The 26,111-nt window shown below is 47.0% G+C and carries 26 protein-coding genes; 21 read left to right on the top strand and 5 right to left on the bottom strand.

The features are described from left to right. Window positions 1-92: 92 nt before the first annotated feature. Complete coding sequence (locus ACFSUB_RS12415; RefSeq protein WP_380713571.1) at window positions 93-980, bottom strand: fructose bisphosphate aldolase; 888 nt, start codon at window positions 978-980, stop codon at window positions 93-95. A gap of 244 nt (window positions 981-1,224) precedes the next feature. On the opposite strand from ACFSUB_RS12415, the gene ACFSUB_RS12410 reads away from it, so the two are divergent. The 4 genes from ACFSUB_RS12410 to rpsN all read left to right on the top strand — a co-directional run bounded on the left by ACFSUB_RS12410 (window position 1,225) and on the right by rpsN (window position 4,923). Then, entirely contained in the window at window positions 1,225-2,103 is an 879-nt protein-coding gene (locus ACFSUB_RS12410; RefSeq protein ID WP_380713570.1) for a DMT family transporter, read from the top strand. A gap of 161 nt (window positions 2,104-2,264) precedes the next feature. Beyond that, window positions 2,265-3,413, top strand: coding sequence for a metal ABC transporter solute-binding protein, Zn/Mn family (locus tag ACFSUB_RS12405; RefSeq protein ID WP_380713569.1), 1,149 nt, complete (start codon window positions 2,265-2,267; stop codon window positions 3,411-3,413). A 33-nt stretch (window positions 3,414-3,446) separates the two neighbouring features. Further along, a complete protein-coding gene (locus tag ACFSUB_RS12400) occupies window positions 3,447-4,634 on the top strand; it encodes a GTP-binding protein (RefSeq protein ID WP_380713568.1) in 1,188 nt (395 codons plus the stop codon). A 19-nt stretch (window positions 4,635-4,653) separates the two neighbouring features. Further along, entirely contained in the window at window positions 4,654-4,923 is a 270-nt protein-coding gene (gene rpsN / locus ACFSUB_RS12395) for a 30S ribosomal protein S14 (RefSeq protein WP_090926180.1), read from the top strand. A gap of 272 nt (window positions 4,924-5,195) precedes the next feature. On the opposite strand, the gene ACFSUB_RS12390 is transcribed toward rpsN, so the two are convergent. Next, the gene (locus ACFSUB_RS12390) at window positions 5,196-5,492 is read right to left on the bottom strand and encodes an MGMT family protein (RefSeq protein ID WP_380713567.1); all 297 of its coding nucleotides are present in this window, start codon (window positions 5,490-5,492) and stop codon (window positions 5,196-5,198) included. 168 nt (window positions 5,493-5,660) lie between these two features. Here ACFSUB_RS12390 and ACFSUB_RS12385 point away from each other — a divergent pair, with 168 nt between their 5' ends. From ACFSUB_RS12385 to pdxA, 10 genes are all read left to right on the top strand, one after another. Next, window positions 5,661-7,439, top strand: a complete 1,779-nt coding sequence (locus ACFSUB_RS12385; protein ID WP_380713566.1) for a sigma-54-dependent Fis family transcriptional regulator — start codon at window positions 5,661-5,663, stop codon at window positions 7,437-7,439. Between the two features lie 202 nt (window positions 7,440-7,641). Next, window positions 7,642-8,505, top strand: a complete 864-nt coding sequence (gene dapA / locus ACFSUB_RS12380) for a 4-hydroxy-tetrahydrodipicolinate synthase (protein WP_380713565.1) — start codon at window positions 7,642-7,644, stop codon at window positions 8,503-8,505. Window positions 8,506-8,528: 23 nt separating this feature from the next. Beyond that, entirely contained in the window at window positions 8,529-9,689 is a 1,161-nt protein-coding gene (locus tag ACFSUB_RS12375; protein ID WP_380713564.1) for an iron-containing alcohol dehydrogenase, read from the top strand. Between the two features lie 12 nt (window positions 9,690-9,701). Continuing rightward, on the top strand, window positions 9,702-11,003 hold the full coding sequence (locus ACFSUB_RS12370; RefSeq protein ID WP_380713563.1) for a four-carbon acid sugar kinase family protein: 1,302 nt from the start codon (window positions 9,702-9,704) through the stop codon (window positions 11,001-11,003). 44 nt (window positions 11,004-11,047) lie between these two features. Continuing rightward, complete coding sequence (locus tag ACFSUB_RS12365) at window positions 11,048-11,794, top strand: SDR family NAD(P)-dependent oxidoreductase (RefSeq protein WP_380713562.1); 747 nt, start codon at window positions 11,048-11,050, stop codon at window positions 11,792-11,794. Between the two features lie 48 nt (window positions 11,795-11,842). Beyond that, the gene (locus ACFSUB_RS12360; protein WP_380713561.1) at window positions 11,843-12,928 is read left to right on the top strand and encodes a sialidase family protein; all 1,086 of its coding nucleotides are present in this window, start codon (window positions 11,843-11,845) and stop codon (window positions 12,926-12,928) included. A gap of 34 nt (window positions 12,929-12,962) precedes the next feature. Then, window positions 12,963-14,042, top strand: coding sequence for a TRAP transporter substrate-binding protein (locus ACFSUB_RS12355; protein WP_380713560.1), 1,080 nt, complete (start codon window positions 12,963-12,965; stop codon window positions 14,040-14,042). A gap of 67 nt (window positions 14,043-14,109) precedes the next feature. Further along, complete coding sequence (locus ACFSUB_RS12350; protein ID WP_380713559.1) at window positions 14,110-14,601, top strand: TRAP transporter small permease; 492 nt, start codon at window positions 14,110-14,112, stop codon at window positions 14,599-14,601. 11 nt (window positions 14,602-14,612) lie between these two features. Beyond that, the gene (locus ACFSUB_RS12345) at window positions 14,613-15,914 is read left to right on the top strand and encodes a TRAP transporter large permease (protein ID WP_380713558.1); all 1,302 of its coding nucleotides are present in this window, start codon (window positions 14,613-14,615) and stop codon (window positions 15,912-15,914) included. A gap of 29 nt (window positions 15,915-15,943) precedes the next feature. Next, window positions 15,944-16,942 carry a 4-hydroxythreonine-4-phosphate dehydrogenase PdxA gene (pdxA, locus tag ACFSUB_RS12340; protein WP_380713557.1) on the top strand — a complete coding sequence of 333 codons (999 nt, stop codon included), beginning with the start codon at window positions 15,944-15,946 and terminating at the stop codon, window positions 16,940-16,942. Between the two features lie 147 nt (window positions 16,943-17,089). Here pdxA and ACFSUB_RS12335 read toward each other — a convergent pair whose 3' ends face one another. Next, window positions 17,090-17,503 (bottom strand): VOC family protein, encoded by a 414-nt coding sequence (locus tag ACFSUB_RS12335; protein WP_380713658.1) that lies wholly within the window; start codon window positions 17,501-17,503, stop codon window positions 17,090-17,092. Between the two features lie 179 nt (window positions 17,504-17,682). Between ACFSUB_RS12335 and ACFSUB_RS12330 the strand changes: the two genes are divergently transcribed. Beyond that, window positions 17,683-18,252, top strand: coding sequence for a hypothetical protein (locus ACFSUB_RS12330; protein ID WP_380713556.1), 570 nt, complete (start codon window positions 17,683-17,685; stop codon window positions 18,250-18,252). Between the two features lie 129 nt (window positions 18,253-18,381). Here the strand turns inward: ACFSUB_RS12330 and ACFSUB_RS12325 are convergent, their stop codons facing one another. Both ACFSUB_RS12325 and ACFSUB_RS12320 read right to left on the bottom strand, forming a co-directional pair. Continuing rightward, window positions 18,382-18,933 (bottom strand): DUF3231 family protein, encoded by a 552-nt coding sequence (locus ACFSUB_RS12325; protein WP_380713555.1) that lies wholly within the window; start codon window positions 18,931-18,933, stop codon window positions 18,382-18,384. A 50-nt stretch (window positions 18,934-18,983) separates the two neighbouring features. Next, window positions 18,984-19,232 carry a hypothetical protein gene (locus tag ACFSUB_RS12320; RefSeq protein ID WP_380713554.1) on the bottom strand — a complete coding sequence of 83 codons (249 nt, stop codon included), beginning with the start codon at window positions 19,230-19,232 and terminating at the stop codon, window positions 18,984-18,986. Window positions 19,233-19,337: 105 nt separating this feature from the next. On the opposite strand from ACFSUB_RS12320, the gene ACFSUB_RS12315 reads away from it, so the two are divergent. From ACFSUB_RS12315 to ACFSUB_RS12290, 6 genes are all read left to right on the top strand, one after another. Continuing rightward, complete coding sequence (locus ACFSUB_RS12315; protein WP_380713553.1) at window positions 19,338-20,957, top strand: spore germination protein; 1,620 nt, start codon at window positions 19,338-19,340, stop codon at window positions 20,955-20,957. Continuing rightward, window positions 20,947-22,164 (top strand): Ger(x)C family spore germination protein, encoded by a 1,218-nt coding sequence (locus tag ACFSUB_RS12310; RefSeq protein ID WP_380713551.1) that lies wholly within the window; start codon window positions 20,947-20,949, stop codon window positions 22,162-22,164. The genes ACFSUB_RS12315 and ACFSUB_RS12310 overlap by 11 nt, the downstream gene beginning before the upstream one ends. Window positions 22,165-22,188: 24 nt before the next feature. Beyond that, entirely contained in the window at window positions 22,189-23,295 is a 1,107-nt protein-coding gene (locus ACFSUB_RS12305; RefSeq protein WP_380713550.1) for a GerAB/ArcD/ProY family transporter, read from the top strand. Window positions 23,296-23,384: 89 nt separating this feature from the next. Continuing rightward, complete coding sequence (locus ACFSUB_RS12300; protein WP_380713549.1) at window positions 23,385-23,864, top strand: hypothetical protein; 480 nt, start codon at window positions 23,385-23,387, stop codon at window positions 23,862-23,864. Window positions 23,865-23,888: 24 nt separating this feature from the next. Next, a complete protein-coding gene (locus ACFSUB_RS12295; RefSeq protein WP_380713548.1) occupies window positions 23,889-24,902 on the top strand; it encodes a DUF3231 family protein in 1,014 nt (337 codons plus the stop codon). A gap of 115 nt (window positions 24,903-25,017) precedes the next feature. Then, a complete protein-coding gene (locus ACFSUB_RS12290; RefSeq protein WP_380713547.1) occupies window positions 25,018-26,094 on the top strand; it encodes a metal ABC transporter solute-binding protein, Zn/Mn family in 1,077 nt (358 codons plus the stop codon). The last annotated feature ends 17 nt before the right edge of the window (window positions 26,095-26,111 follow it).

Genomic DNA, 26,111 nt, shown 5'->3' with positions numbered 1-26,111 from the left:
AGAGTAGAAAGCACCTTTCCTTATAAAACAAAAAACGCTCCCGATTATGAATACGATAATCGGGAGCGTTTTTCAGTTACTGTGCGTTCCACTTACGTAATGGAAGCTTTATAAATGGAGTTGACCGTTGCTGACATTTTATTGTTGAATTCTTCGTCCGACTGGTTCACGTTTAGGTCCTGCGTGAGCGCACGGGAGAAGCTGGCAATCAGGCCGTTGTTTTCGGCGAGCTTGCGGTTGGCTTCGTCAATTTCATACCCGCCGGAAAGAGCCACAACGCGTACGACATTCGGATGCTCAATGAGCTCTGTGTACGTATTGGCAACAGTCGGGATCGTGAGCTTCAGCATGACGCGGTCTTCTTCGTTAAGCTCGTTGAGATGTTTGAGAATCTCTTCTTTGAGCATTTCTTCGCATTTCTCTTTATTGGAGCTGTTGATGTCCACTTCCGGCTCAATGATTGGTACGAGGCCGGCATTCATGATTTGACGGCCGAGTTCAAACTGCTGCTCAACGACCGCTTTGATGCCTTCTTCGTTCGGTTCCTTGATGACAGAACGCATTTTAGTACCGAAAATGTTACGCTCGTTTGCGCGTTTGAGCTTGTCCTCAAGATCGTTGATCGGCTTCATTTTCTGTACGCCGTTTTCTTCCGCATCGAGGCCGTTGTCGACTTTCAGGAAAGGCACGACGCCTTTTTTCTCGTATAGGTAATCTGCTGTATACAGGCCGTCAATTTCACGGTCCATCGTCTGTTCAAACAGGATAGCGCCGATAATCTGCTCGGAATCAAATGCAGGGGCTGTGATGATCCGTGTGCGCATGTCATGTACAAGATCGAACATTTCCTCTTCCCCTGAATACTGGTCCTCTGTCACCCCGTAAAGTGCCAGTGCTTTTGGTGTGCTGCCTCCGCTTTGGTCCAGTGCTGCGATGAAGCCTTTTCCGTGTTTCATCTGTTCCAACTGCTTCTCGTTCATGAACGTCCACTCCTTTTATAATCGTAATAATTGATTGAATGACATGCCCGTGTCTACTATACCACGATTTGGGGGTTTTGCTGTAGTCTTAGATCGAAACTTTTCAGGATAAGAAAATAAATGATCAAACAAATTTCTTTCCATTTCCCGTGATTTGTATTAATATGGTTTGTCGGTGGGGGCGGAATGGATCCATACTTCCTGTTCCGCCCGGAATGGTTTAGAGAAATAGGAGGGACACCCAATGTCCGACCGTAATAAAGGTATATTATTATTATTAGTGTCTGCACTCGGTTTTTCGCTTATGGCAGCATTTGTAAAATTGTCCGGAGACCTTCCGACGATGCAGAAAGCTTTTTTCCGTAATATTGTCGCAGCTGCTATCACGTTCGGTTTTGTATTGTATCACCGGGAGCGGGTTTTTGGAAGCAAAGAAAATCAGAAGCTGCTGTTGAGCCGCTCTGCCCTTGGAGCCGTCGGAATCGTTCTGAACTTTTACGCTATTGATCATCTGGTTCTGTCGGATGCAGAGATGCTCAATAAACTCAGCCCCTTTATCCTTATTATTTTCTCGGCGGTTTTTCTGAAAGAAACCGTCCACCGGTATCAAATCATTGCTGTGCTGATCGCATTTGCCGGTGCTTTGTTCATTATTCAGCCTGAATTTTCTGTGGAGATATTTCCTTATATAGTCGGTGTCATCGGAGCGATGTTCGCAGCAGGAGCCTATACACTGCTGCGTGTGCTTGGAAGCCGGGAGAAGCACTACACGGTAGTCTTTTACTTTTCCTTTTTTACAACGATTGTGCTTCTGCCGTTTCTTTTCGTTTTGTACGAACCGATGAGCTGGCAGCAATGGACCCTGCTTCTTTCAGCCGGTGCTTTTGCAACCGTCGGGCAGTTTGGAATTACGCTTGCTTATAAGTTCGCGCCGGCGGGGGAAATTTCGATTTTCTTCTATTCTACTGTTGTATATTCGGCTCTCTTAAGTATTCTTTTATTCGGTCAGGTGCCGACGTTGCTCAGTATTATAGGATACGTCGTTATTTTCGGGGCATCATTTTATATGTTCCTGAAAAATAACCGCAAAGACCATGAGGAAGCCGGGAAAAAAGCAAGTTGACAGACGTCAGTCTCTTTTCGCTGCATCATGCAGGAAAGAGGCTGATTTATTTTATTTAGTAAATCGTAATAATTATTATTTACAAATCGTAATCGTGACGGTATAATCATAAACTGTAAATCAAATCGTAATAGTTACGAATTGCGAAAGGGGCATACACAATGAAACGTCAGGGGCTGATATATCCCTTCCTTCTGTTAGTCATTATGATAGTGGCTGCATGCGGTTCAGGACAGGAAGGAGAGAGTTCATCTGAGGACGAAGCAGGTGGAGAAAGTAATCAGGAACAGGGGCCGCTGCAGGTTTATACGACACTGTTTGCGTGGCAGGATTTCGCTGAAAAAATCGGTGGAGATCAGGTGGAAGTGACCAATATTGTACCTGCCGGCGCGGACCTGCACAGCTATGAACCAACCAGTCAGACGATGATTGATATTGCCGAGTCTGATCTATTTATGATGAACGGAGCGGGTATGGAAGGTTTCGCGGAAGCTGTGAATGACACGATGGAGGAAGAAGGGATTCCATCACTGGAAGTGACAAGCAGTATGGATCTTCTGGAGTTCAGCGGGGGTCACGAGCATCCCCACGGTCATTCGCATGAACACTCCGATGGAGAAAGTGGACACAACCACTCTCACGACCATTCCGGTGAAGACAGTGGTCATTCCCACTCCCATGGCAGCGTTGACCCTCACGCATGGCTGGACCCCGCGCGCAGTCAGGAAGCTGTGGATATCATTAAAAACCAGCTGATTGAACTGCGTCCCGGGCAGGAGGATTATTTTGAAGAAAATGCTTCAGAACTGAAAAACAAGTTATCCGGCTTGGATGAAACGTTCTCGCAGCTGGCTGAATCATCAGGTCACAGCCGATTCATTGTTTCCCATGCAGCATATGGTTACTGGGAAGACCGGTACGGTTTGGAACAGATCAGCGTATCCGGCCTCTCTCCATCATCAGAACCATCACAGAAGGATCTGCAGAACATCATTGGAACCGTAGAATCCGAGGAAATTGAGCATGTGATGTTTGAACAGAATGTCACGTCGAAAGTGACAGAAGTGATTCAGGATGAAGTAGGGGCAGAAGCACTGCAGCTTCACAACTTGTCCGTGCGAACAGAAAAAGAAATCCAGAATAACGAAGATTATTTCGATTTAATGCAGCAGAATATAGATAATCTCAGGACGGCTCTTGAGGCAGCGGCGGAAAATGAAACAGACAGCACGGATCAGGGCGGACCCAGCGAAGATTCCCAGGAAGAAAACAGTCATAACCATGATCACAGTCACGATCACAGCTATTGATGAAAATCACCGGGCTGAAGGAGGTACACAAACATGAAGAAAATCCCTGTCACCGTACTGAGCGGATACCTCGGTGCGGGAAAAACGACAATATTGAATCATGTTTTAAACAACCGTCAAGGCTTGAAAACGGCAGTCATCGTCAACGACATGAGTGAAGTTAATGTAGACGCTGGAATCATTGAAAATGGCGGGTTCAAGCGGACCGAAGAAAAAATGGTGGAAATGTCCAACGGCTGCATCTGCTGCACACTGCGCGAAGATCTGCTTGTCGAGGTACAGAGGCTGGCTGAGCAGGGGGATATCGATTATATCATCATCGAATCGTCCGGCATCAGTGAACCGGTACCGGTGGCGCAGACATTCAGCTATATCGATGAAGAAATGGGAATCGACCTTACCCAGTACTGTGAATTGGACACGATGGTAACCGTCGTGGACGCGAATCGTTTCTGGGAGGATTTCTCATCAGGGGAATCGCTGCTGGACCGAAAGCAGGAAGCGGTTGAAGAAGACGATAGGCAGGTTGTTGATCTCTTAATCGACCAGGTGGAGTTCTGTGATGTTATGGTGGTTAATAAAATCGATATGGTCCCGGCGGAAAAAAGGGAGCAGCTGATTGCCTTTCTCCGCAAACTGCAGCCGGAAGCAGCACTGATTGAGACCAATTATGGCAATGTGGAGCTGCAGGACATTTTGGGCACCGGTCTGTTTAAATTTGAGAAAGCCAGTGAATCAGCCGGATGGCTCCGGGAACTGGAGGAGAAAGAGCATACCCCGGAGACCGAAGAATATGGGATCCGTTCCTTTGTGTACCGCCGCAGAATGCCGTTTCACACGGAAAGGCTGAAGCAGTGGTTTGAACAGTACCCGAAAGAAATCGCGAGAGCTAAAGGCATCGCCTGGCTTTCCACGTATCATACGATGGCATTTATGCTGTCCCAGGCTTCGTCTTCTATTACACTCGAGTCTGTCACGTATTGGGTGGATGCGCTGCCGTCCGCGGAAAAAGGTGAAATTCTCAGGGAACAGCCGGAAGCACGAGAAGAACTGGAAGCCTACCCCTACGGAGACCGCAAAACAGAACTTGTGTTTATAGGCGTCGATCTGGACACCGACTATATCGAACGGACGCTCGATGAATGCCTTATTCAACCAGGTGAAATGAAAGAATGGCGTGAATCGTTTGAAGAAGAAAAGCAGAAAACACCAGGCATTTAATAAAGGAGGAAACGAAACGATGGCTAAAAAATCAAAGATAGCTAGAGAAAAACAGCGACAAAAAACGGTTGAAAAATATGCAGAGCTGCGCAAAGAACTAAAAGAAAAAGGTGACTATGAGGCGTTGAAAAAGCTGCCGCGTGATGCGTCCCCGACACGGCTTCACAACAGATGCGAAGTAACCGGACGCCCGCACGGCTATATGCGCAAATTCGGTTTGTCGCGTATTGCGTTCCGGGATCTTGCCCATAAAGGACAGCTTCCCGGCGTGAAAAAATCGAGCTGGTAACGGGAAGGTCCGGCTATTTAATAAACCGGATCAGCAGCGGGACGCGGTGTCACTGACCGGTCAGTGCAAACACTATCAGCACAATGAGGAGAGCTGTGAGAAGAAGCAGTGCCACCCCGTAACCGGCAGCAGTGATCCCCCGGTCTGTTAAGGGAGGCTGTAGATTCATAGAGACACTTCTTTCATCCATTGTTTCTTTCCATAATACTACAATTTTACTATAGAGATAAGGTGTTAGAGAACGAAAAAGAATAGGGAGGTGTTGATTTTATCTATCGTTCCCACTGATAGTCCTCCATACGGACTCTGCCTTTGTGGTCGAATGCAACTCTCTCGTTTTCCAGAAGGGTCCGCTGTTCCAGAAATCCGGGAGCGGTATCACCATTCTGTTTCACCACGCGGTGGGCGGGAAACTCTTTTTCCGGCGGTGATTGACGCATCGCCCATCCCACTACCCGGGCATTACGGGGCTGCTCCAGGATGCGGGCAATCTGGGAGTAGCTTGCCACCCTTCCCTCGGGAATATCTTCTACGATGCTGTATACCTGTTCAAAAAAGCCACTTCCCACGCAGCATCACTCCTTACATCATTATTTTGAAGAAAAAGTCTGTAAAGTAAATACCTGTGATGAAGCAGCATTCCAATATGTTGAATAATTTATCAATTATTTTTTACAAGCGCATTCATTTTCTGGTATAGTGTGGTTGTGTTTAATATTGCAACGAAGGAGGATGGCATGAAAATTCTTGCTATAGCTCCGTATCCGGGTTTAAAGGAACTCCTTTTAAGTTTAGGGCAGAATCAGCCGTTTGAATTGGTTGTGGAAACCGGTGACTTAAATGCTGGCTTACATTATGCAAAGGAAGCAGAGAATAATGGAACGGATATTATCATCAGCCGCGGTGGTACTGCCGAGCTTATCCAGGAGCAGGTCTCGATTCCAGTCATTGAAGTGGAAGTGTCGGGATATGACATGCTGAGAGTCATTACTCTGATTAAAGACTTTCCCGGTAAAGCAGCGATTGTTGGTTTCGCCGCTATTGCAGAAGGAGCTTCCGCCGTCTGTTCCTTGGTGGACATTGATGTGAAGACCATTACGATTACAGAAGCCGATGAGGTGCAGAGTAGACTGGAGGTCCTTCAGAAAAACGGATACCAGGTCATTATCGGTGATGTTATCACCGTCCGGATAGCCGAAGAGCTTGGATTAAACGGTATTTTATTGACGTCAGGAAGAGAAAGTGTCAGCAAGGCTTTTTATGAAGCGCGCAAGTCCTATAACATTGTGGAAAACATGAAAGCGTGGTATGGGATTGGCGACATTGTATTACGAAACATGCAACAGGAGGTTGCCGTACTGGATCAGAAGGGAAAGGTGAAGTATGCTGGAACGGATGATCCGGCATTTATCCAAAACATTGTGTGGGATTATTTTGGTAAGATGGATTATGCGTTTCAGAAGATGGAAAGCAGTCCCTCATACTCCTTTTTATATGAGAGGGGCAGCCGTATGTGGTTTATTCAATCACAGGTCATCCGAGAGGAAGGAGAGCCTTTAGGTGTGTTCTTCCTCTCAGATATTGACGACATACAGGCTGTGCGCGGACTGGATATCCAGTCCAACCAGCACCGGACAACCGGTCCTTCTACCGTGCTGGAAGGACGTATCTCCGAAAGTGTGGAAATGAATAAGATGTATGAGAAAGCCCTGGCATTCGCCGGGGCGGGGAGAAATATCTTAATAGAAGGAGAAAGGGGCACGGGAAAAGGACGGACGGCTGAGCTTATGCATCTCAGCAGTGAAAGGCACCGTTCTCCTTTTATAACCATTGATTGTGAACAAGTCACAGAGAATGAACTGGAGCGGATCAGCAGCGACCCGCTTGAGGGATATTCGCTGGTCTCCCTCGCAGAAGGTGGCACGGTTCTGTTGAAAAACATCGATACCTTGTCCCACAGTGGACAGCAGATGGTCAGCCGTGCGCTGCAAGTAAAGGGGAACACACAGATCATATCCTCTGCTTCACGTGAGCTTGAACCGCTCGTTCAGCAAAGTTTTCTCGGTTCACTGTATGATCAGGCAGCAGAGCTGAAACTGTATATCCCTCCTTTGCGGGAACGTAAAGAAGATATAGAAAGCTTGTCCAGTCTTTTCATAAACGAAAGTAATGTCAGGTATGGCAAGCAGATATCAGGTATTAGGGAAGAAAGCCTGGAGCTCCTAAGGGAGATCGATTGGCCGGGAAATGTGTCACAGCTGTACCGGGTGATTGAAGAAGCGGTACTTATCGCCGAGCAGTCCTATCTCGAAGTGGAAGATATCCGGCAGGCTCTTCCGCAAAAATGGGAGTACTCCAACATTCAAGTGAGCGGGACATTGAGTGAAATAGAAACGCGCGTTATTAAACAGGTGCTCGAACAGGAACATCATAATCATTCCCGGACGGCCAAACGGCTTGGAATTAATAGAACCACGCTATGGAGAAAACTGAAACAAGACAAGCAGGAGTCATAAAAAAGGAAAGTCGACCCATGGAGGGTCGGCTTTTTTTGTTGCAAAAAGAAACGAATATCGCTAGTTATAAAAATTTTAGAAAGTAATTTTTATATAATGGTTGCAATATAAAACTATATATTTTATATTTAATGGACATTGATTTTGAAAGCGGAAACAATGTTTAAATTAGAAACATTCATCCAAGAAAGGAGGGAATTTCATGCTGAAAGGAATCATACCAGCGATGCTTACTCCGATGACAGCGGATCACCAGATTAATGAACCGGCTGCCCGTCAGCTCGTTCAATATTTGCTGGACAGTGGGGTGGATGGCATTTTCGCTCTTGGAACGAATGGTGAATTTCATACGTTAACAAAAGAAGAAAAGCTTCGTTTTGCTTCCATAGTGAAAGATGAAATAGACGGCCGGGTGCCCCTGGCAGTGGGAACAGGTGGAAACAGTACCCGGGAAGTTATCGAACTGTCCAGAGAGATGGAAAACATAGGGGTGGATGCTCTGTCTGTTATTACGCCTTATTTTGATCCGGTCTCCCAAAACGAACTGATTACTCATTTTACAGCTGTTGCAGAAGCGGTCACCCTGCCGGTTCTTTTATACAACATGCCGGGGAAAACCGGGGTGTCCATTCATCCTGATACCGTGAAAGAACTGTCGAAAGTCGGCAATATAACGGGCATTAAGGACAGCAGCGGAAATTTCGATAATATTGTACGATTTATCGAAGAAACGGACGAAGACTTCGCTGTGCTGTCCGGTACGGATTCGCTTATTCTATGGACTTTGATAGCAGGAGGAGACGGGGCGGTGGCCGCCACAGCGAATGTGTTTCCGGAAACAGCGGTTTCGATCTATCGAAAGTGGAAAGAAAACGATTGGAAGCAGGCTCAATATTTTCAGGAACAGCTTCGTCCGATCAGACAGGCTTCTCAGGCGGCAACCGTTCCCGCCGTGTATAAAAAAGCTGTCGAGTTAAAAGGTATACCGGCTGGGCCGCCGCGTCCGCCTGTACACGAAGTATCGAAAGAACTGGAGAACAAAATACAAACCATTATAGATGGTTAGATACACGAAAGGAGATCATTATCATGCAGCGTCTGTATCAATTTCAAACAGCGGATAAAATAGTTTCCGGGCAGCATGCGGTGAAACAGCTGGGGGATTATCTGCCGGGGGTAAACCGGGATATTCGTTCCGTTCTTGTGCTGACCCAGCCGGGAATTAAGGATCTGGGACTTCTGGACAGTATCTATGAACAGCTGGAGGACGTCCATGTCAAGACCATCACCGACGTTATGCTGGAACCTACAGTCGGTAACATTGAAGACATGCACGAAGATATTAAAAATGATTCGTACGATGTCATCATAGGAGTAGGCGGCGGAAGCGTACTGGATGCAGCGAAAGTACTTTCCGTACTGAAAACAAATGATCAGTCGGTCAACGATATGCTGGGCACCAATCTGATTGAAGAGCCGGGCATTCCGACGGTGTTGATTCCTACAACGTCTGGAACAGGATCGGAAGTAACACCGAATGCCATTGTCACCTTCCCGGAAGAAGAGTTGAAAATCGGCATTGTAAGCCCTTACCTCTTACCTGATCTGGTTGTCCTTGATCCTATGTTGACTCTCGGACTGCCAAAATCCATTACTGCAGCGACGGGAATGGATGCGTTCACGCATTCGCTTGAGTCCTATATTTCCAGCAAAGCCAATTATTTGAGTGACACCTTCGCCATGGATTCTATTCGATTGATCAGCAGAAGCATTGTAGAAGCGTACCGCAACGGTGAGAATGTGGAAGCCAGGGAAAAAATGATTGTCGGTTCCATGTATGGCGGAATGGCGTTAACCAGTGCCGGAACGGCCGCGGTCCATGCGCTTGCTTATCCTTTAGGCGGAAAATTCAAAGTAGCCCACGGTGTGGCGAATGCAATGCTGCTTCCGCATGTCATGGAGTTTAACCTCGATGCGATTACAGAGAAGCTGTCCAACGTCGCGAAAGAAATCCGGATTGCCGATGACGGGGAACCTGATCAGCAGGCAGCGGAAAAAATGATAGAACAGATCAAAGAATGGACAAAAACGCTGGAGATACCGCAGGATTTGAGCGAATACGGCGTCGCCGAAGAAGATGTCGAAGACCTTGCTGTCGCAGCTTCCAAAATCACAAGACTGCTGGATAACAACCCGAAAGAATTGTCGCTTGAAGATATGAAGAATATCTACCGCCGACTTCTTGGATAGGAAAGACAGGCTATGAAACTATCAATTCTAGCGGATGACTTAACGGGAGCAGGCGACAGCGGAGTTCAGATCATCAAATACGGCATGACACCTTTTGTCATCATTCAGGAGCCGGAAGAAAAAGAAAAAGACAGTGTCTATATTTACAATACCGACAGCAGAACGATGACAGCAAATGATTCGTATCAAACGATGAAGGACTACTGCAGCAGAATAGAGCATACGGAGGAAACAATTATTTACAAAAAAATCGATTCTACGATGCGCGGGAATATCGGCCGGGAAAACAATGCGTTATATGATTATTTTACTCCTGATTTTGTTATTACCGCTCCGGCTCATCCTTCGAACGGTCGAACAGTGAAAAACCGTATGCTTTACCTTCACGATATACTGCTGCATGAAACGGAAGTGGCGCGCGACCCTAAAACACCAGTACAGCATTCAGACATTAACCGGATTATCCAGGAACAGTCCGACAGAGAAACTGCCCATATTTATTTGGAAGATCTGCGCGCTGGTAAAACAAGAATGCTTGAGATTTTCCAGATGTGCAAAGATCAAAATATCCATCATATCACGGCGGATGCCACTGTCGAATCGGATCTGGCAGATCTGGCGGCTTTTGTGGAAAGCACGTCTTACTCCGTGATATGGGGAGGTTCCGCCGGTTTGATTTATCACCTGCCGGCCGTATACGGGCACGAAGAGAAACACTATCACGTACGGCAGATACCTGAGGGAAACGGAGCAGCGGTGTTTGTGGTGGGAAGCATGAGTGCGCAAGGAAGAAACCAGCTTCGTTTTCTGCTTCAGGATGAAACAGTCAAAGGGCTGCAAATACAGTCCGCCGAAATTGCCGCATCAGCAGAGCGGCGGATGGAGGAGTATGAACGGATACGCTTGGAAGCCGCACATGCGGCAGAGAAAGGCTTTCACCTCGCATTTTATTCATCGGATAATGTGGCCGAAGCCGTTCAAAATGGAAGAAATGCCGGTCTCAGTTCCATTGAAGTAAGCGATCTCATATCCCGCTTTTTAGGTGAAACGGCTGCGGCTGTTGTCGAGGAACTGCAGCTGGAACGCCTTTTTTTGACCGGCGGGGATACAGCGCTGCAGGTAATGGAAAATCTAGGAGCGGAAATATTTGAGCTGCTGGACGAAATAGAGCCTGGAGTGCCGATTGGGAAGCTGCCGGTGCGAAGCAATATGTTTGCTGTGACGAAGGCAGGCAATTTTGGAAAAGAAACAATCATGCAAACAGCGTTGAAACGATTGAATACGAAACATGGGACAGAAAAGGAGAGAAGATAAAAAAAAGGGGGGGATCTTTTTCCAAAAAGAATGGAGGCGGTGTAATGTTACTTGATAATCAAACAGCGGTCGTTTCAGGTGCCACCAGAGGCATCGGAAGAGCGGCAGCGTTAAAACTGGCGGAAAACGGAGCATCTCTGATTGTGAATGGAACAAATGAAACATTGCTGCAGCAGCTGGTCACAGAAGTGGAAGAACTCGGGCAGCGATGTTACATGGTTCCCGGTAATGTGGCAGATCCACAGACCGCGGACCGCACAGTAGAAGCCGCGATTCAGTACTTTGGCAGCGTTGATATCCTTGTCAACAATGCTGGTATAAACAGCCGGAATTCAACCCTTAATATGGGATTGGAAGAGTGGCAGAATGTTCTGGATGTCAATTTAAACGGCACGCTGTACTTTTGTAAAACGGTTCTTCCTCATATGATCGAAAACAATCACGGAAAAATTGTCAATGTCAGCTCCACCGCTGCAAAGAATGCCCATAAGAACGCGGCTCCTGCCTACGGAGCATCAAAGGCCGGCGTGGATTACCTCACGAGGCATCTGGCATTGGAAATGGCGGATTACAATATTAATGTGAACGGAGTGAACCCCGGCCCTGTGGAAACCGACATGAGCAAACAGTGGTCGGAGGAATACCGTAGACAGGTACTCTCAAAGATTCCGTTGAACAGAATCGGTACTCCCGAAGATGTAGCAGATGCCGTCTATTTTCTTGCATCAAGTATGTCAGATTTTATTACAGGAGAGACGATTAATATAAACGGAGGAACGTACATGAATTAAAGAACTTTTATTAAAGCGCTTACCCAGCAAAGGAGATGAGAGAACGAAATGAGTGAACCATTAACAGAAACGAAAATACCAAGTTTATTTTCCCATAATCATGCGTCGAATCTGCTTTCACTAAGCAATGGAGATCTGTTTTGCGTTTGGTTCGGCGGTTCGCGGGAAGGGAAATCGGATATTTCCGTTCTTTGTTCCCGATTGGAAAAGGGAAGCAGCAGCTGGAGTGAACCGGAAGTGTTATCCGGCGATCCCAAAAGGTCGGAACAGAACCCGGTTTTATTCGAACATCCCGACGGGGCATTGTGGCTGCTTTATACCGCCCAGCATTCGATCCACCAGGATTCCGCTGTCGTGCGGTGCCGTATTTCCAATGATCACGGAAGAACGTGGAAACAAGAGCAGACATTGTTTGATACGCCGGGGTCGTTCGTGCGTAACCCGCCGGTCATCCGGGATAACGGTGAAATCATTTTGCCTGCCTACTACAGCATCAAATCGGAAAATGGGTTCTTAGGAAAAGATTACAGTGTCGTGAAGATTTCCGGCGATGCCGGACAGACCTGGGAGGAATACCCGGTGGACGACAGTGAAGCGCTTGTTCATATGAGTATCGTGAAAGGCGGTGGTAATGAATTAATTGGATTTTTCAGAAGCCGTAAAGCGGACTATATCCATGTGACAACATCCAACGATCACGGCAGAACCTGGACGACTCCGGAGAAGACCACGTTAATGAACAATAATGCTTCCATTCAGTGCCAAAGGCTGCAGACCGGAAATCTTGCTATCGTATTTAATAATATTAACGCTGAACTGGCACCGCCGGAAGTCAACAGTCCTCCATGGTTCGATGACAAGGATCAGCAGACGATTGCCTCCGGGCAGAGCGGGAAGCAGGAATCGATTTGGGGAGTGATCCGCGCTCCACTGGCCATTGCTGTTTCCGAAGACGACGGGCGTACCTGGCCGCATTACAAAGAAATTGCCGTGCAGCAGAATGATCAGGCGTCCCCTGAATTTTCGTATCCGTCGATCCATCAGACAAAGGACGGGGCGATACACATGACGTACACCTATCTGCGTGAATGTATCAAGCACACGGTAGTGACAGAAGATTGGATAAAAAGTTAAATCATTATGGTTTCATGAAAAGGAGGAGAAAATAATGAAAAAATATTCATTTGATATGAAAAAGGCTATTGCTGCAGCTGTACTGGGTACCACAATGATAGCGGCCGCCGGCTGTGGAAGCAGTGGCACTGAGAATTCCTCGGGTAACGGAGGAAATGGAAGCGGGGAATCCGGTGGAAACGGGGAAGGCTCGTCTCAGGAAACGACGGAAATGGTGGCCGCTACTATTAACCCGGAAGGCTCCCTGCTTGCTAATGCTCTGCAGGCACTGGCTGATGAAATTGAAACGCGGAGTGACGGTGCAATCGAATTTCAGGTGGCCACAGGCGGCCAGCTTGGTAATGCATCAAGCCTTTATCAATCGGTGATTTCCGGAGATATTGACATGATTTATTCCGATTCCGGCTGGTTTTCCGAGCATCACCCTGAATTTGATGCTCTTGGTACCAACTATCTCTTTGAAGGAGAAGAGCATTACAAAGAAGTGGTGAATTCAGAGGACAGCCTGCAGTACTTTGAAGATCTTCTTGTGGAAGAACCGGGGCTGAAAACGGTCATGTACGCCGGCGGTCTGGAGCGCAATATTATTAGTACGTTCCCGATTGAGTCGATAGAGGACCTGCAAGGAAAAACAATGCGCAGTAAGAACGAGTCCACCGAATTGGAATGGTGGAGAAACCTCGGAGCCAACCCGACGGCGGTAGCTTTTGATGAAGTGTACACAGCCCTGCAGACCGGCGTTGTGGAAGGATCGCAAAACAGCATGGACGCCATGATTGAGCAGCGCTTTGGTGAAGTAGCCGATTATGTGGCCCGGACCCAGCATAATCTCACCCTCGGTTTTGTCGTTATGAATAACGAACAGTTTGACTCCCTTGATTCTGAGATGCAGGACGTGGTGATGAATGCGGCGCAGGATGTACAGGAAGAATATATCAACAAAGCCTTTGAAAAATCGGAAGAAGATGTGCAGACATTAAAAGATGAGTTCGGTGTTGAATTCACCAACCCTGATCGTGAAGCGTTCATCGAAGCATCCAGACAGCAGCTTCAGGCAATCGCCGAAGAGCACGGCATTCAGGATGAAATTGATGAAATCTTCGGTACCCAGTAAAGATACAACAGCCCCCGTACGCACAGACGTGCGGGGGAATGGTTGAAGAAGGGAGGTTCCCGGCACGTTGAAAAAGCTTCTTGATAGATTTCAGAACTGGATTGAGACGATAAACGCATTTTTTCTGGTTTTATTGTCCCTCACTTTATTTACAAGAGTACTGGCACGTTACGTATTTTCAGAATCGATACCGGAGACAGAGATATTTCAGAAGCTCTCTATTGCATGGCTGGTATTTTTGGGAGCAGCGGTAGCCGTGAAAGGAAATGAGCACCTGCAGATTGATATTTTCTCTGACTTTCTGCACCCCAAATTGGTATACCTCAAGAACATCCTGGTGTATGTATTAACGCTGGCTGCAATCTGTATTTTAGTGGTTGTTGGATGGAAAGCACTTGAAGCAGGCCTGGGACGGACAGAACTGGTGCAGGTACGATTCCTGTCCTCTCCGCCTTCATTGGCTTATTACTTTTCAGCGGTGCTGGTTGGTGCTGTGTTAATGCTGATTTTTCATCTAATCAACATCAAGCAATTTTTTAACAGCAGGAAAGGGCAGTGAGGTGATCATTCATGGTTTTATTAGGGGTTGTGGCTACATTTTTTACATGTCTGCTCCTGGGAGTGCCTGTTGTCTTCAGTCTTGTGCTTGCGTCGGCGATTCCTGTTTTAGTAGATCCCCTTGTCAGCTTGACGCAGATGAGTACGATTATGCTGGAGTCGATTCAAAGTTTCACACTACTGGCGATTCCCTTGTTTATCTTCTGCGGACGTATTATGAATCTGACCGGAGTGACCGAAGATTTAATTTATATCTCCAAAGCGTTGGTAGGCAAAGCGAAGGGCAGTTTAGCTCACATTAACATTGTGACCAGTATCTTCTTTGCTGCTATCTCAGGATCCTCTGTCGCTGATGTGGCTTCTCTTGGCCGCGTACTGATTCCGGCGATGATCAAAGCCGGTTACAGCAGAGAGTTTGCCGCGACGATTACAGCAGCATCGTCTACCATTGGCTCCATCATCCCGCCAAGTATACTGCTGATTGTATACGGAGCGCTGGCGCAGACCTCCGTAGCTGCCTTGTTTATGGGAGGGATCATTCCAGGCATTCTGATTGGTCTGATGCAGATGGGATATGCCTATTACTATGCTTCCAGAAATGAAGTGGGCAATGTGGACAACAAGGATATAAATTTAGGGGAAAACGAACGTCTTTCCAAGCTTATCGCCGTAAGAAAAAGTATTTTTCCACTGTCCTTGTTCCTTGTCGTCATTGTCGGTATTATGAGCGGTGTATTTACTGCGACGGAAGCTGCAAGTATTGCTGTGGTGTATGTTGTCATTGTGGCGCTCTTTATCAAAAAAGGCTCAAGTCTCAAAGAATACGGGGCAGCAACCAAGAAAGCGGCGATGGAATCCTCTGTTATTTATATACTCATTGCTGCGGCAGGATTTTTATCCTGGGTCCTCACGTATTATGAAGTGATGGATCCGATTATCAATTTCCTTATCAACAGCAATGTGCCGGCAAGTGCATTTCTTCTCCTGCTCATGCTGCTCTATGTTATTTTGGGAACTTTTATGGAACCGACATCCGCTATGCTGATTTTCGTACCGCTCTTACTGCCGGTGATGGAATCACTGCAGATTGATCCGGTTGTGGCAGGTATAGTCACCGTTATGGCTATCCGCCTCGGCACTGTGACGCCGCCGTACGGACTGTCCACGCTGATGGCTTCCAAGATTGCGGAGACCAACGTCATCAAAATGCTGAAACACATTCTGCTCTTTGTGTTTGTGTATATGTTATCCATTATTGTTATCATCTTCGTCCCGGACCTTGTTACATTCCTGCCGGACCTGTTCATTGATTGATAACACCTTACAACGAAAGGAGGAGAACAATGGTTGAAAAACGTCCCGCCATTGCAATAACGATGGGGGATCCTGCGGGGGTCGGTCCTGAGATTATCGCAAAATCCCTCAGTACAAAACAACTTTTTTCAGAATGCCTGCCCTTTGTCATCGGAGACGCGTCCATGTTGGAACGGGCTGTTGAAGTGACGGGGGCCGAGGCTGACGTACGTATTATCGATCACCCATCAAAGGCGTTATTCCAGCATGGTGTGATTGATATTGTGGACTTGAATCTCGTACCTCCAGATCTCTCCTGGGGAGAAATTTCCGAAGCAGCCGGACACGCTGCCTTTTCATATCTGGAGCATGCCGTAATGTTAGCAAATAACGGAGATATCCAGGGAGTCTGCACTGCACCGTTGAATAAAGAAGCTCTCCATAAAGCGGGTCATTTGTATCCCGGACATACGGAGATTCTTGCCCGTTTGACGCATACCAGGACATTTGCCATGATGCTTTCCGCTCCAGGTTTGAAAGTTATTCACGCTACTACGCATGTCGGGCTGCTCGATGCTGTGGAAAAAATTAATGTACAGCGGGAGTACGATGTTATTAAACTGGCTGACGAAACCCTTCGGACCGCGGGATTTGAAAACCCGGCCATCGGCGTATGCGGCATTAATCCGCATGCGGGGGAAAACGGATTATTTGGAAACGGCGAAGAAGAAGAAAAAGTCATACCAGCAGTGGAAAAAGCACAGGGGGAAGGCATAAATGTGCAGGGTCCGCTTCCGGCCGACACCTTATTTTTCCGGGCGAAACGGGGGGATTTTGACATAGTGGTCGCCCAGTATCACGATCAAGGCCACGGTCCGGTGAAAGTACTGGGTTTGGAAGCAGGGGTGAATATTACAGTCGGTCTTCCTATTATCCGGACAAGTGTGGATCATGGTACCGCTTTTGATATCGCCGGCCGGAACATCGCTGATGAGCAATCGTTGAATGAGGCGCTCCGCATGGCTGTGCAGCTTGCTCCAGACCGGTAAAAGCACGGTATAACAGAATAGATACGCCTGAAATGGCGCCGGTCGATATTTTCTCTGTCCGACGTCATTTTTTCATTTAGAAGTTTTTGGTATGGTGGATTTTATCGAACGGGAGGTGGGTGCTCCCCTAAACGCCCGCGGCCGGCTTTATTCAGGATAATCGCAGTACTCGATAATCGTGCCTTCGGTATCTGCGGGGTTTAAGTAAATAAGACGTCTGCCGTGTTTATTCATCCGGCGCGTGTGGTCGAGAACCCGGATTCCCTGTTCCTTCAGTTCCTCCAGAGCTTCATCAAGATCGTGCACGTGGTAGGCAATATGATGAACGCCTTTTCCTTTCTGTTTGATAAAGCGTGCAATCGGGGATGTCGTATTATTGGTCGGCGCCAGAAGCTCCGTCTGAAGGCCGTTGACGTGGAGAACGGCAACCTCACTTTCCACCCCGGAAGCTTCACTGATGTAATGGTCAATGACTGTGCCTCCCAGTACATTGGTGTAAAAAGCTTTGCTTTCTTCTATATCCCGTACAGCGATACCGATATGATCGATCGTTTTGTTCATTCTGATCCCCTTCCTGTTCATGGAACTTCCTCCTGACTGTATTTTATACGAGAAACGGGTTCTTTCCTATAGGGAAGGACGTTTCTCTTTGGTTTCAAGTTAATGAAAATGAAACTTTTTTGTATGAATATCTTCGGTACGGAAACATTACAAGGAGGAACGTTATAGGAGGATATCAGATGCGTTACAGGGAGTACTGGAATCAGATACAGGAGAAAAGGGAGGAATTGAATTCGCTTATTTCTTCCTACTGGAGTGATTATTCTCATCTGGGTACGTGGGAGCTCTGGGTTGTTGTTTCGTTATTGGTGCTCCCTCTATGCCTGCTATATTTTATTGACAGGACAAGGATATTTGAATTGTTTTGTTTTGGATACACTATTCATTTACTTTGGACTTATATTGATCTGATACTGGAAAATTATAATTACCTCATTCACACCCGTTTTATAACGCCTCTGCTCCCCTTTGCCTTAACGGTGACAACATCTTTGCTTCCTGTCGGATTTTTGTTGTTGTACCAGTATTGCACGAATCATAAGAAAAACTTTTATATCTATACGGTCCTTTTAAGTGCTGTCTTTGTCTTTATCTTCATGTCTTTGGAAGAAGCAATGGGGTTGGTGGAATTTGAGCGTGGCATGAATCAGTTTTACATTCTTCTTATTGATATTGTCATAGCATATCTTTCGTATTGGTTTACAGCAGGGATTAAACGATTTATTACCCCCGATGTAGAGAATGGCTGAGATGGATGCATTATAGGTCGATGCCGCCATATTTTGTTTATCCAAGATACGAACCGTATTATCCGGTTATATAGAAGAAGAAAAGGCTTCGGGGCTTCCGAAGCCTTTTGGTGTCAAAAACCCGTGTATTCACTGTGTGCCCGGGGAGCCGGGCGGGATATAAGCAGGTGGAGTGTGCAGCCAGCCGCGGTTTTCCATGACATTTTTAAAGGGGAGGGCGAACTGCATTAAGTGAATCTGCATCTCAAAAAATATCATAGTGACGTCGCTGCGGATGGTTTTGGACATAGCCTCCGCGCAGAAGGCGGTCGACGTGGCAATCTTCACAGAAACCATACTCGCGATTTCTTCATTCGTTAGTTGTACTCCTTTAGGAACAGCTTTCGTCTCAGAGTTTGGTTTGGGAGAGCTGAGGGTGGGAAGGGGAACGCCTTCCTGAAGAAGAAATGTTTCGAGTTTTTTTGTATCGGCTTCGCTGCTTTTAAGTGCCTTCTGTAAGGCATGCTCTAAATCAGGATCGGTGGTTGAGTTCAAGCCGACCTGGTAGAGCACCTGTGCTTCTTGAAACGAAGTGTAAGCAGTCCAAAGGTCCATTACTTCCCCGACATGAAGAGGTGGTTTTGGTTCTTTATCGGTATAATCGTGAATAAGGGAAGCAATGGCTTCCAGCGTTTTAAACATAAAATATCCCTCGTTTCGTCAAAGTATGAATACGTGACTCAACTCCCGTATTATTTCATCCTGCCCTTTTTCTTTCCTTCCCCTTCTTTTCTTTTTCGCATAAATGCCATCACAAGATCCGCTGCTAAAATCAGGAGAAATACTCCGATTACTGCAATTTCGACCGTATCCATAACCCGGAACGGATTGAAGGTGTTCCGGACTGCATCTTTCATATTAAACCCGATGGCCATGTCGAGAATCAGGGAAACTCCGATTAATGTACTAAAAAGTAAACATGTAATACCCGCTGTCTTCACGTCTATCAACTCCATTTCTAAGATGTGCACTTCAGACGGGCGTTATGTATATTGCGCGTGAATTGGAAACACACTAACCGCAAATACAAAGAAAGCAAGGTTGCTATGCCCTATCGATTACGACGTTTGTTCAGATCCAAAAAACAGCAGAGTCATTCCAGTGCAGACCAGAAAAAGAAGACACCGTTGGGAACTTCTCTGAAGGATAATCTGAAAGAGTTTAAAAAGAGAACCGGGAACAGTTCGGATGTGGTGATCCGGACGTTAACGACGGGCGGGATGCAGTGGGAAGCGGCCGTCGTCTACATTGACGGTATCGTCGATAACACCTCCATTGATGAGTTTCTCCTGGAGCCGCTGCTCAAGCTCCAGGTTCCGGTTTCCCCCGTTCAGCAGCAGGATATCCCGGATTATATTGCAGAACAGGTCATTGCTCTTGGAGGAATTGAGCCGGTATTGGATTGGGAAACGCTTTTTGAAGCGGTGACGATTGGGAGGGCGGTTCTGTTCATCGATGGTGCCCTAAAAGCGTTAAGCGTAAGTACTATTGGCGGCGAGCGGCGTGCGGTGGAAGAGCCGCCGACCGAAATATCAATCCGCGGCCCCCGGGAAGGATTTACCGAGTCGATCCGGACTAATACTGCGATGGTTCGCCGACGTATCAAAAACCCGAATCTACGGGTGAAAACAATGAAAATCGGCCGTCAAACAAAAACAAATGTGGAAATTATGTATCTTGAAGGGGTAGCTGATGAAAAGGTGGTAGAAGAAGTCCACCGCCGTTTAAAACAAACGGACATGGGGAGCATCCTGGACTCGGGCTATATCGAAGAATTAATAGAAGATCAGCCTTCTTCTCCATTTCCGACGATCCATTTCACGGAACGTCCGGATTCTGCTGCTGGCAACATCCTCGAGGGACGGGTGGCTGTTTTTGTCGATGGAAGCCCGTTTATTCTGCATATGCCGGCAGTTTTCATTCAATTTTTTCAGTCGGTCGATGATTATTACAGTCGTTCCTATATCGCTTCCTCGCTGCGCATGCTCCGGATTATGGTTTTTTTAATATCCCTTTACGCTCCTGCCACGTATGTGGCCGCAACGACGTTTCACCAGGAAATGATTCCGACTCAGCTTTTGATTGTACTGTCAGCGCAGCGTGAAGCCGTTCCTTTTCCGGCCTTGATAGAGGCGTTCATCATGGAAATGACGTTTGAGGTTTTACGGGAAGCTGGTATCCGCATGCCAAAAGCCGTCGGGCAGACGGTGTCGATTGTGGGGGCGCTTGTGATCGGACAGGCGGCGGTACAGGCGGGGATTGTTTCGCCGGCGATGGTCATTATCGTGGCAATTACAGCAATTGCAAGCTTTACGACACCGTCCTATTCCATGGCCATTGCGGCCCGTCTAATCCGTTTCTTTCTGATGGTGATTGCAGCCTCTTTCGGATTTTACGGATTGATTTTGTCGTTCATTATGATTACGGCACATTTATGCAGCCTCCGTTCCTTCGGTGTGCCTTACATGGCTCCGCTGGCTCCGTTCATTCCTGCAGATTTCGGCGATTCGATTATCCGTCTGCCGTGGTGGAAAGCGAAAGAACGCCCCCGTCTTATCAGTGGAGAGAATAATGTGCGGGAGGCAGATGATTTGAAACCGGAAGCTCCCGGTACACAAAGTATCCGGAAACAACGAAAGAATACAGGTGACCTGAATGAAGACTAAATTGTACTGCCTGGTTTCTGCATTGTTGACCATCGTATTGCTTTCCGGCTGCTGGAGCAACCAGGAGCTTCCCGATCTTGCGCTCGTTTCAGCGACTGGAATTGATCTGGAGGATGACGGACGCTACACCGTGACGGTACAAGTAATCAACCCGGGGAATGTAGCCGGGGAAGGCATGCAGGGAACCGGCGGATCGGAAAGCCCGCCTGTATCGACCTACACCGAATCCGGCTGGAATCTGACCGAAATCAACCGTAAAATGTCCAAAAAGGTATCGCGCCGTATCTATTATGCCCATACGAATCTGGTGGTGATCAGTGAAAAGCTGGCTGAGGAGAAAGGGATCCAGCCGGTATTTGATGTGCTGGAACGGGATCATGAATTCCGTTCCAGCGCCCAGGTAGTAATTTCCCACCAGTCTGACGCTGAAGATATTATGAAGACATTGAGCAGTATTGATAAAGTCCCTGCCAATAAAATTATTAATACGATGAGGTCCACAGAAAAAGCATGGGGGGAGCATGTCAGTGTAAATATAAGGGAGCTGGTTGCCAAACTCGTATCGCCTGGTGAAGCGCCGGTTGTTACTACTTTTCATACGATTGAAAATCAGGGAGAGACGCTTCAGAGCATTCAGCAGACCAACCCCGCAGGCCGGCTGGAAGCTGCGGGTCTGGCCATTTTTAAGAATGGCAGAATGGTGGATATGACGACCGGCGAAACCTCCAAAGGAATTGTCTGGCTGTTGGATAAGGTGAAAACCACAGCGGTATCTGTGGACTGGAACGAAGAAAAACATGCGGCGGTATTCGACTTGGTCCGGCAGCAGACGAAGGTTTCGGCTGACCTGGGCAAAGGTGGGGACGTACGAATGAAGGTGAATATAGCCGCCGAAGGGAATGCCAGTGAAGTAAAACAACCTATTAATCTGGCCTCCCCGGGGGTTTTGAACAAAATGGAACAGAAGGTTGAAGAAACAATTAAACAGAGTATTCTGCATGCTGTCGACAAGGCGCAGGAGCTGGAAACCGATATTCTCGGATTCGGCGAAGCAGTTCATCAGGCGAATCCTGATAAATGGAAAAAGTGGGAAGGGGAATGGGATGAAAGCTATTTCCCGGAAGTACAGGTGGATGTTTCGGTGGATGTATTTATCCGGCGGACCGGGCTGCGTAACGAATCTTTTCACAGGAACTTATCACGATGACGCCGGGACAGGAGGGTGAAACAGATGGAGAAGGCAAAAATAAATGCCGGGCAGCTGTTTGTGCTGATTTTTTTATTCGAAATGGGAAGCGCCCTCCTGTTGTCTTTAGGAATTGAGGCAAAACAGGATGCCTGGCTGGCTGTGCTGGCAGGAATGTTTGGGAGCCTTTTTTTGTTCTGGATGTATTACCGGTTGTATCTGTTTTATCCGGACATGCTTCCCACCTCCTATATGCAGCATATTATCGGTCCCCTTTTTGGAAAAATTACAGCGTATCTCTATATTGTGGTTTTTATGTACAGCGCTGCACGGGTGCTGCGTGATTTCGGCGAAATGCTCGTTACCTTTGCCTACAATGAAACCCCGCTTTTTATAATCAATACCCTTCTTCTGCTTCTGGTCCTGTATGTCACCCATAAAGGTATTGAAGTCATTTCCAGAACAGGGGAAATAATGTTTGTCGTTCTTTACGTACTGGCTGTAACCGGATCCATTCTGATTGTTGTTTCGGGTTTGATCAACATAGACCACCTGAAACCGGTGCTGGAAGGCGGTATCGGACGCATTTTGAAAACAGCCGGCACGGAAACATTGTATGTCCCTTTTGGAGAAGCCGTCGTCTTTTTTATGATTCTGCCTTACGTGAACCGTCCGGATAAAATCAAGCCTGCCGCGTTTTCAGCATTGGTGCTCAGCGGCATCAATCTGTCGATTACGATGGCTGTCAATGTTGCCGTGCTTGGAGTGAATTTGACCGAACGTTCGCAGTTTCCCCTTTTAAATACCATTCAGGCTATTCAGGTGGCTGAATTTCTGGAACGTCTCGATGTCTTTTTCATGGTTGCTCTTATTGTCGGAGGTTTCGTTAAAATAAGTATCTATTTTTACGCGGCAGTTATCGGCACGTCCGATTTATTTCAAAAAAAAGAGAGTTCCAGTCTGGTATTTCCGCTTGGTCTCGTTGTCCTGTTTTTATCGATGGTCATTGCCAGCGGCTATGCCGAACACATTAAAGAGGGACTGAAATTCGTGCCGTTATATATGCACCTGCCGTTTCATGTCATGGTGCCTGCTCTTCTTTTGACCGCGGCCGCATTGAAAAAGCGGCACTCGGTGAATAAGGAGGGCTGATATTGAAAAACTAGGAGAGAATTGGTTTCCAGGTGAAAGGTAAGCTCTGTTAAAAAGCTGGAATGAAGCAGAAAAACAGGAGAATCCGTATGAATATCAATGAGGAAAAACAAAGCAGAAAATTGGAGATTGTATTATGGAGTATCGCCCTGCCCGGCTTCGGGCATTTAATATTGCGAAAGTATGTGAAAGGACTGCTGCTTGTTTTTCTGGAAATACTCGTGAATGTTTTTGGGAATTTTAACACCATCATTATCCTGAGCTTTAACGGAAAAATAGCACAGGCCATTGAGCAGACGAATTATCAGTGGCTGATGTTTTACCCGTGTCTTTATTTTTTCAGCATCTGGGATGCTTACCGGGAAGCAGGCGGCGGGGAAAAATCATTTTCTTACATGCCGATGGCTTTTTCCGCCTATTTTGTCACGGTTGGACTGATTTTTTCGCCGGTTTTCACGGTCTACGGGTACAAGTTGGGGCCGATGTGGCTGCCGATGTTGTTTCTGCCGCTCGGGCTCGGTGCCGGTATGGTGATAAGAAAGATACTTGTGAAAAAACGGAACACTTGAATAAAAGCTTAGGGGGATATTGTAGTGAATCAACAGGATACCCATTTAACATCTGCTGAAATCGGAAACTTATGGACGACATATATGAATGAGAGTATGTCGAACGTTATGTTGTCTTTTATGCTGCAACATGTGCAGGATACAGAGATCAGAGAGGTGGTGCAGTATGCGTATGATATTTCACAGCGCGATCTGGGAGAGATGAGGACTCTTTTTGAAAAGGAAAAGTACGTGAAGCCGGATGGTTTTTCAGAACAGGATGTTAATATGGACGCCCCCTGGCTGTTCTCTGATGTTTTCTGTTTAACCTACGTGAATCATATGTCCAAAGTCGGCATGGCGTCCCACAGTGCATTCCTGGGAATGAGCAAACGTGAGGATATCCGCTCCTTCTACACAAGGCTTCTTTCGGATACGTCTTCACTCTACAACTTCACCACAGAGGCAGCAGTGTCCAAGGGCATCCATGCCACCCATCCTTATTTAAATGTTCCGAAAGAACGGGAATATATAGAAAGTAAAAAATACCTTAGCGGTCTCAATCCTCTGCATGAAAAACGGGCGCTCAATGCAGTAGAAACCACATATTTATACATGAACGTACTCACAAACGCCGTAGGGGTCAAGCTGGCCATTGCGTTTGCTCAGACGTCCATGTCCAGAGAAGTTCAGAATCATATGATACGGGGAAAAGAGATATCGAACAAACATATCAAAATTTTCACTGCTGTCTTTGATGAAAATGATATTGTGACGCCCAGGCTTCCCGATCTTGGTGTCAGTGATTCGACCACCCGTACGTTTTCCGATAAACTAATGATGTTTCATATGTCCATGTTAACATCGGCTGGTGTAGGGAATTATGCACTCGCTGCATCGTCAAGCCTTCGAACGGATCTGAGTCTGAATTATGAGCGCTTATCCCTGGAAATCGCTAAATACGCGAAAAGCGGGATCGATCTCATGATTAAGCATAACTGGATGGAGCAGCCTCCCGAGGTAAAAAACAGAGACGAATTAATCCGCAAAAAGAAATAGAAACTTGTCTTCCCCGCAACGTTATAAATCATAATTATTCTGGTTTACAAATCGTAAAGGTTGCGATATACTAACAAAAGTCAAATCGTAACCTTTACGAAAGGGGAATGCAGGTATGAGACATTGGGGCATTTCCGCAGCTATTTTTCTACTTTTTGCCGGAGTGGCAGCAGCATGCGGATCGGAGCAGCCAAGTGCCGACGATACACAAGCACAGGCTGAAGAAGAACCATTACATATATACACTACATTAGCAGTATGGAAGGATTTCGCTGAAGCGATAGGAGGTGACGAGGTGGAAGTGGAGAACCTCGTTCCAGCCGGGGCAGACCCGCACAGTTTTGAACCAACTTCCCGGACGATGATTGATATCGCTGAATCGGACGCGTTCATGTATAACGGGGCCGGGATGGAAAGCTTCGCGGATGCAGTCAATGATACGGCAGCGGACGAGGAAGTGACATCCCTTGCCGTCACAAAAGGATTGAATCTGCAGGAATCCTCCTCCAGTCACGATCACAGCCACGGTGAGGACGGAAGCGGGCGTTCCCACAACCATGAAAGCAATGTCGACCCTCACGTATGGCTCGATCCGGTACTGGCCCGGGAAGCGGCAGCCAACATCAGAGACATGCTTACAAATCTCCGTCCGGAAAAAGAAGAGATGTTTGCAGAAAACTATCAGAAGCTGAAAGAAGACCTGAATGCGCTGGATGAAGAATTCACCGCGATGGTGGAGGAAGCAGAAAACAATACCTTCATTGTCTCCCATAACGGATACGGCTACTGGGAAGATCGCTACGGCCTGGAACAAACGGCAGTGACTGGTATTTCACCATCGGATGAACCATCCCAGAAAGAGCTGCAGTCCATCATCGATACGATGGAGACAAGCGGCATCAACCACGTCATGCTGGAGCAGAATGTGTCATCGAAAGTAACCGAAGTTATTCAGGAAGAAGCAGGCGCAGAATCTCTCACGCTGCATAATCTGGCTTCTCTTACCGAAGAAGAGATCGAAGCGGGCGAAGACTATTTCAGCTTGATGAGACAAAATATCGAAAACATGAAAACCGCCCTTCAATTTTCCGTAGACACCGGAAGCTCATCAGAGAATCAGGAAGAGACCAGCCATGAAGGGCACGATCACAGCAGCCACGACCATGAAGGTCATAACCACAGCCATGAGTAACACAACTATTAACAGTT

The sequence above is a fragment of the Salibacterium lacus genome, assembly GCF_042684865.1.
Taxonomy (GTDB): Bacteria; Bacillota; Bacilli; order Bacillales; family Marinococcaceae; genus Salibacterium; species Salibacterium lacus.
This window is presented reverse-complemented; position numbering and strand designations above follow the sequence as displayed.

Excerpts from the sequence above, each read along its gene's own strand:
- ACFSUB_RS12415 (WP_380713571.1), bottom strand. The coding sequence starts at position 980 with ATGAACGAGAAGCAGTTGGAACAGATGAAACACGGAAAAGGCTTCATC.
- ACFSUB_RS12410 (WP_380713570.1), top strand. The coding sequence starts at position 1,225 with ATGTCCGACCGTAATAAAGGTATATTATTATTATTAGTGTCTGCACTC.
- ACFSUB_RS12405 (WP_380713569.1), top strand. The coding sequence starts at position 2,265 with ATGAAACGTCAGGGGCTGATATATCCCTTCCTTCTGTTAGTCATTATG.
- ACFSUB_RS12400 (WP_380713568.1), top strand. The coding sequence starts at position 3,447 with ATGAAGAAAATCCCTGTCACCGTACTGAGCGGATACCTCGGTGCGGGA.
- rpsN (WP_090926180.1), top strand. The coding sequence starts at position 4,654 with ATGGCTAAAAAATCAAAGATAGCTAGAGAAAAACAGCGACAAAAAACG.
- ACFSUB_RS12385 (WP_380713566.1), top strand. The coding sequence starts at position 5,661 with ATGAAAATTCTTGCTATAGCTCCGTATCCGGGTTTAAAGGAACTCCTT.
- dapA (WP_380713565.1), top strand. The coding sequence starts at position 7,642 with ATGCTGAAAGGAATCATACCAGCGATGCTTACTCCGATGACAGCGGAT.
- ACFSUB_RS12375 (WP_380713564.1), top strand. The coding sequence starts at position 8,529 with ATGCAGCGTCTGTATCAATTTCAAACAGCGGATAAAATAGTTTCCGGG.
- ACFSUB_RS12370 (WP_380713563.1), top strand. The coding sequence starts at position 9,702 with ATGAAACTATCAATTCTAGCGGATGACTTAACGGGAGCAGGCGACAGC.
- ACFSUB_RS12365 (WP_380713562.1), top strand. The coding sequence starts at position 11,048 with ATGTTACTTGATAATCAAACAGCGGTCGTTTCAGGTGCCACCAGAGGC.
- ACFSUB_RS12360 (WP_380713561.1), top strand. The coding sequence starts at position 11,843 with ATGAGTGAACCATTAACAGAAACGAAAATACCAAGTTTATTTTCCCAT.
- ACFSUB_RS12355 (WP_380713560.1), top strand. The coding sequence starts at position 12,963 with ATGAAAAAATATTCATTTGATATGAAAAAGGCTATTGCTGCAGCTGTA.
- ACFSUB_RS12345 (WP_380713558.1), top strand. The coding sequence starts at position 14,613 with ATGGTTTTATTAGGGGTTGTGGCTACATTTTTTACATGTCTGCTCCTG.
- pdxA (WP_380713557.1), top strand. The coding sequence starts at position 15,944 with ATGGTTGAAAAACGTCCCGCCATTGCAATAACGATGGGGGATCCTGCG.
- ACFSUB_RS12335 (WP_380713658.1), bottom strand. The coding sequence starts at position 17,503 with ATGAACAAAACGATCGATCATATCGGTATCGCTGTACGGGATATAGAA.
- ACFSUB_RS12330 (WP_380713556.1), top strand. The coding sequence starts at position 17,683 with ATGCGTTACAGGGAGTACTGGAATCAGATACAGGAGAAAAGGGAGGAA.
- ACFSUB_RS12325 (WP_380713555.1), bottom strand. The coding sequence starts at position 18,933 with ATGTTTAAAACGCTGGAAGCCATTGCTTCCCTTATTCACGATTATACC.
- ACFSUB_RS12315 (WP_380713553.1), top strand. The coding sequence starts at position 19,338 with ATGCCCTATCGATTACGACGTTTGTTCAGATCCAAAAAACAGCAGAGT.
- ACFSUB_RS12310 (WP_380713551.1), top strand. The coding sequence starts at position 20,947 with ATGAAGACTAAATTGTACTGCCTGGTTTCTGCATTGTTGACCATCGTA.
- ACFSUB_RS12305 (WP_380713550.1), top strand. The coding sequence starts at position 22,189 with ATGGAGAAGGCAAAAATAAATGCCGGGCAGCTGTTTGTGCTGATTTTT.
- ACFSUB_RS12300 (WP_380713549.1), top strand. The coding sequence starts at position 23,385 with ATGAATATCAATGAGGAAAAACAAAGCAGAAAATTGGAGATTGTATTA.
- ACFSUB_RS12290 (WP_380713547.1), top strand. The coding sequence starts at position 25,018 with ATGAGACATTGGGGCATTTCCGCAGCTATTTTTCTACTTTTTGCCGGA.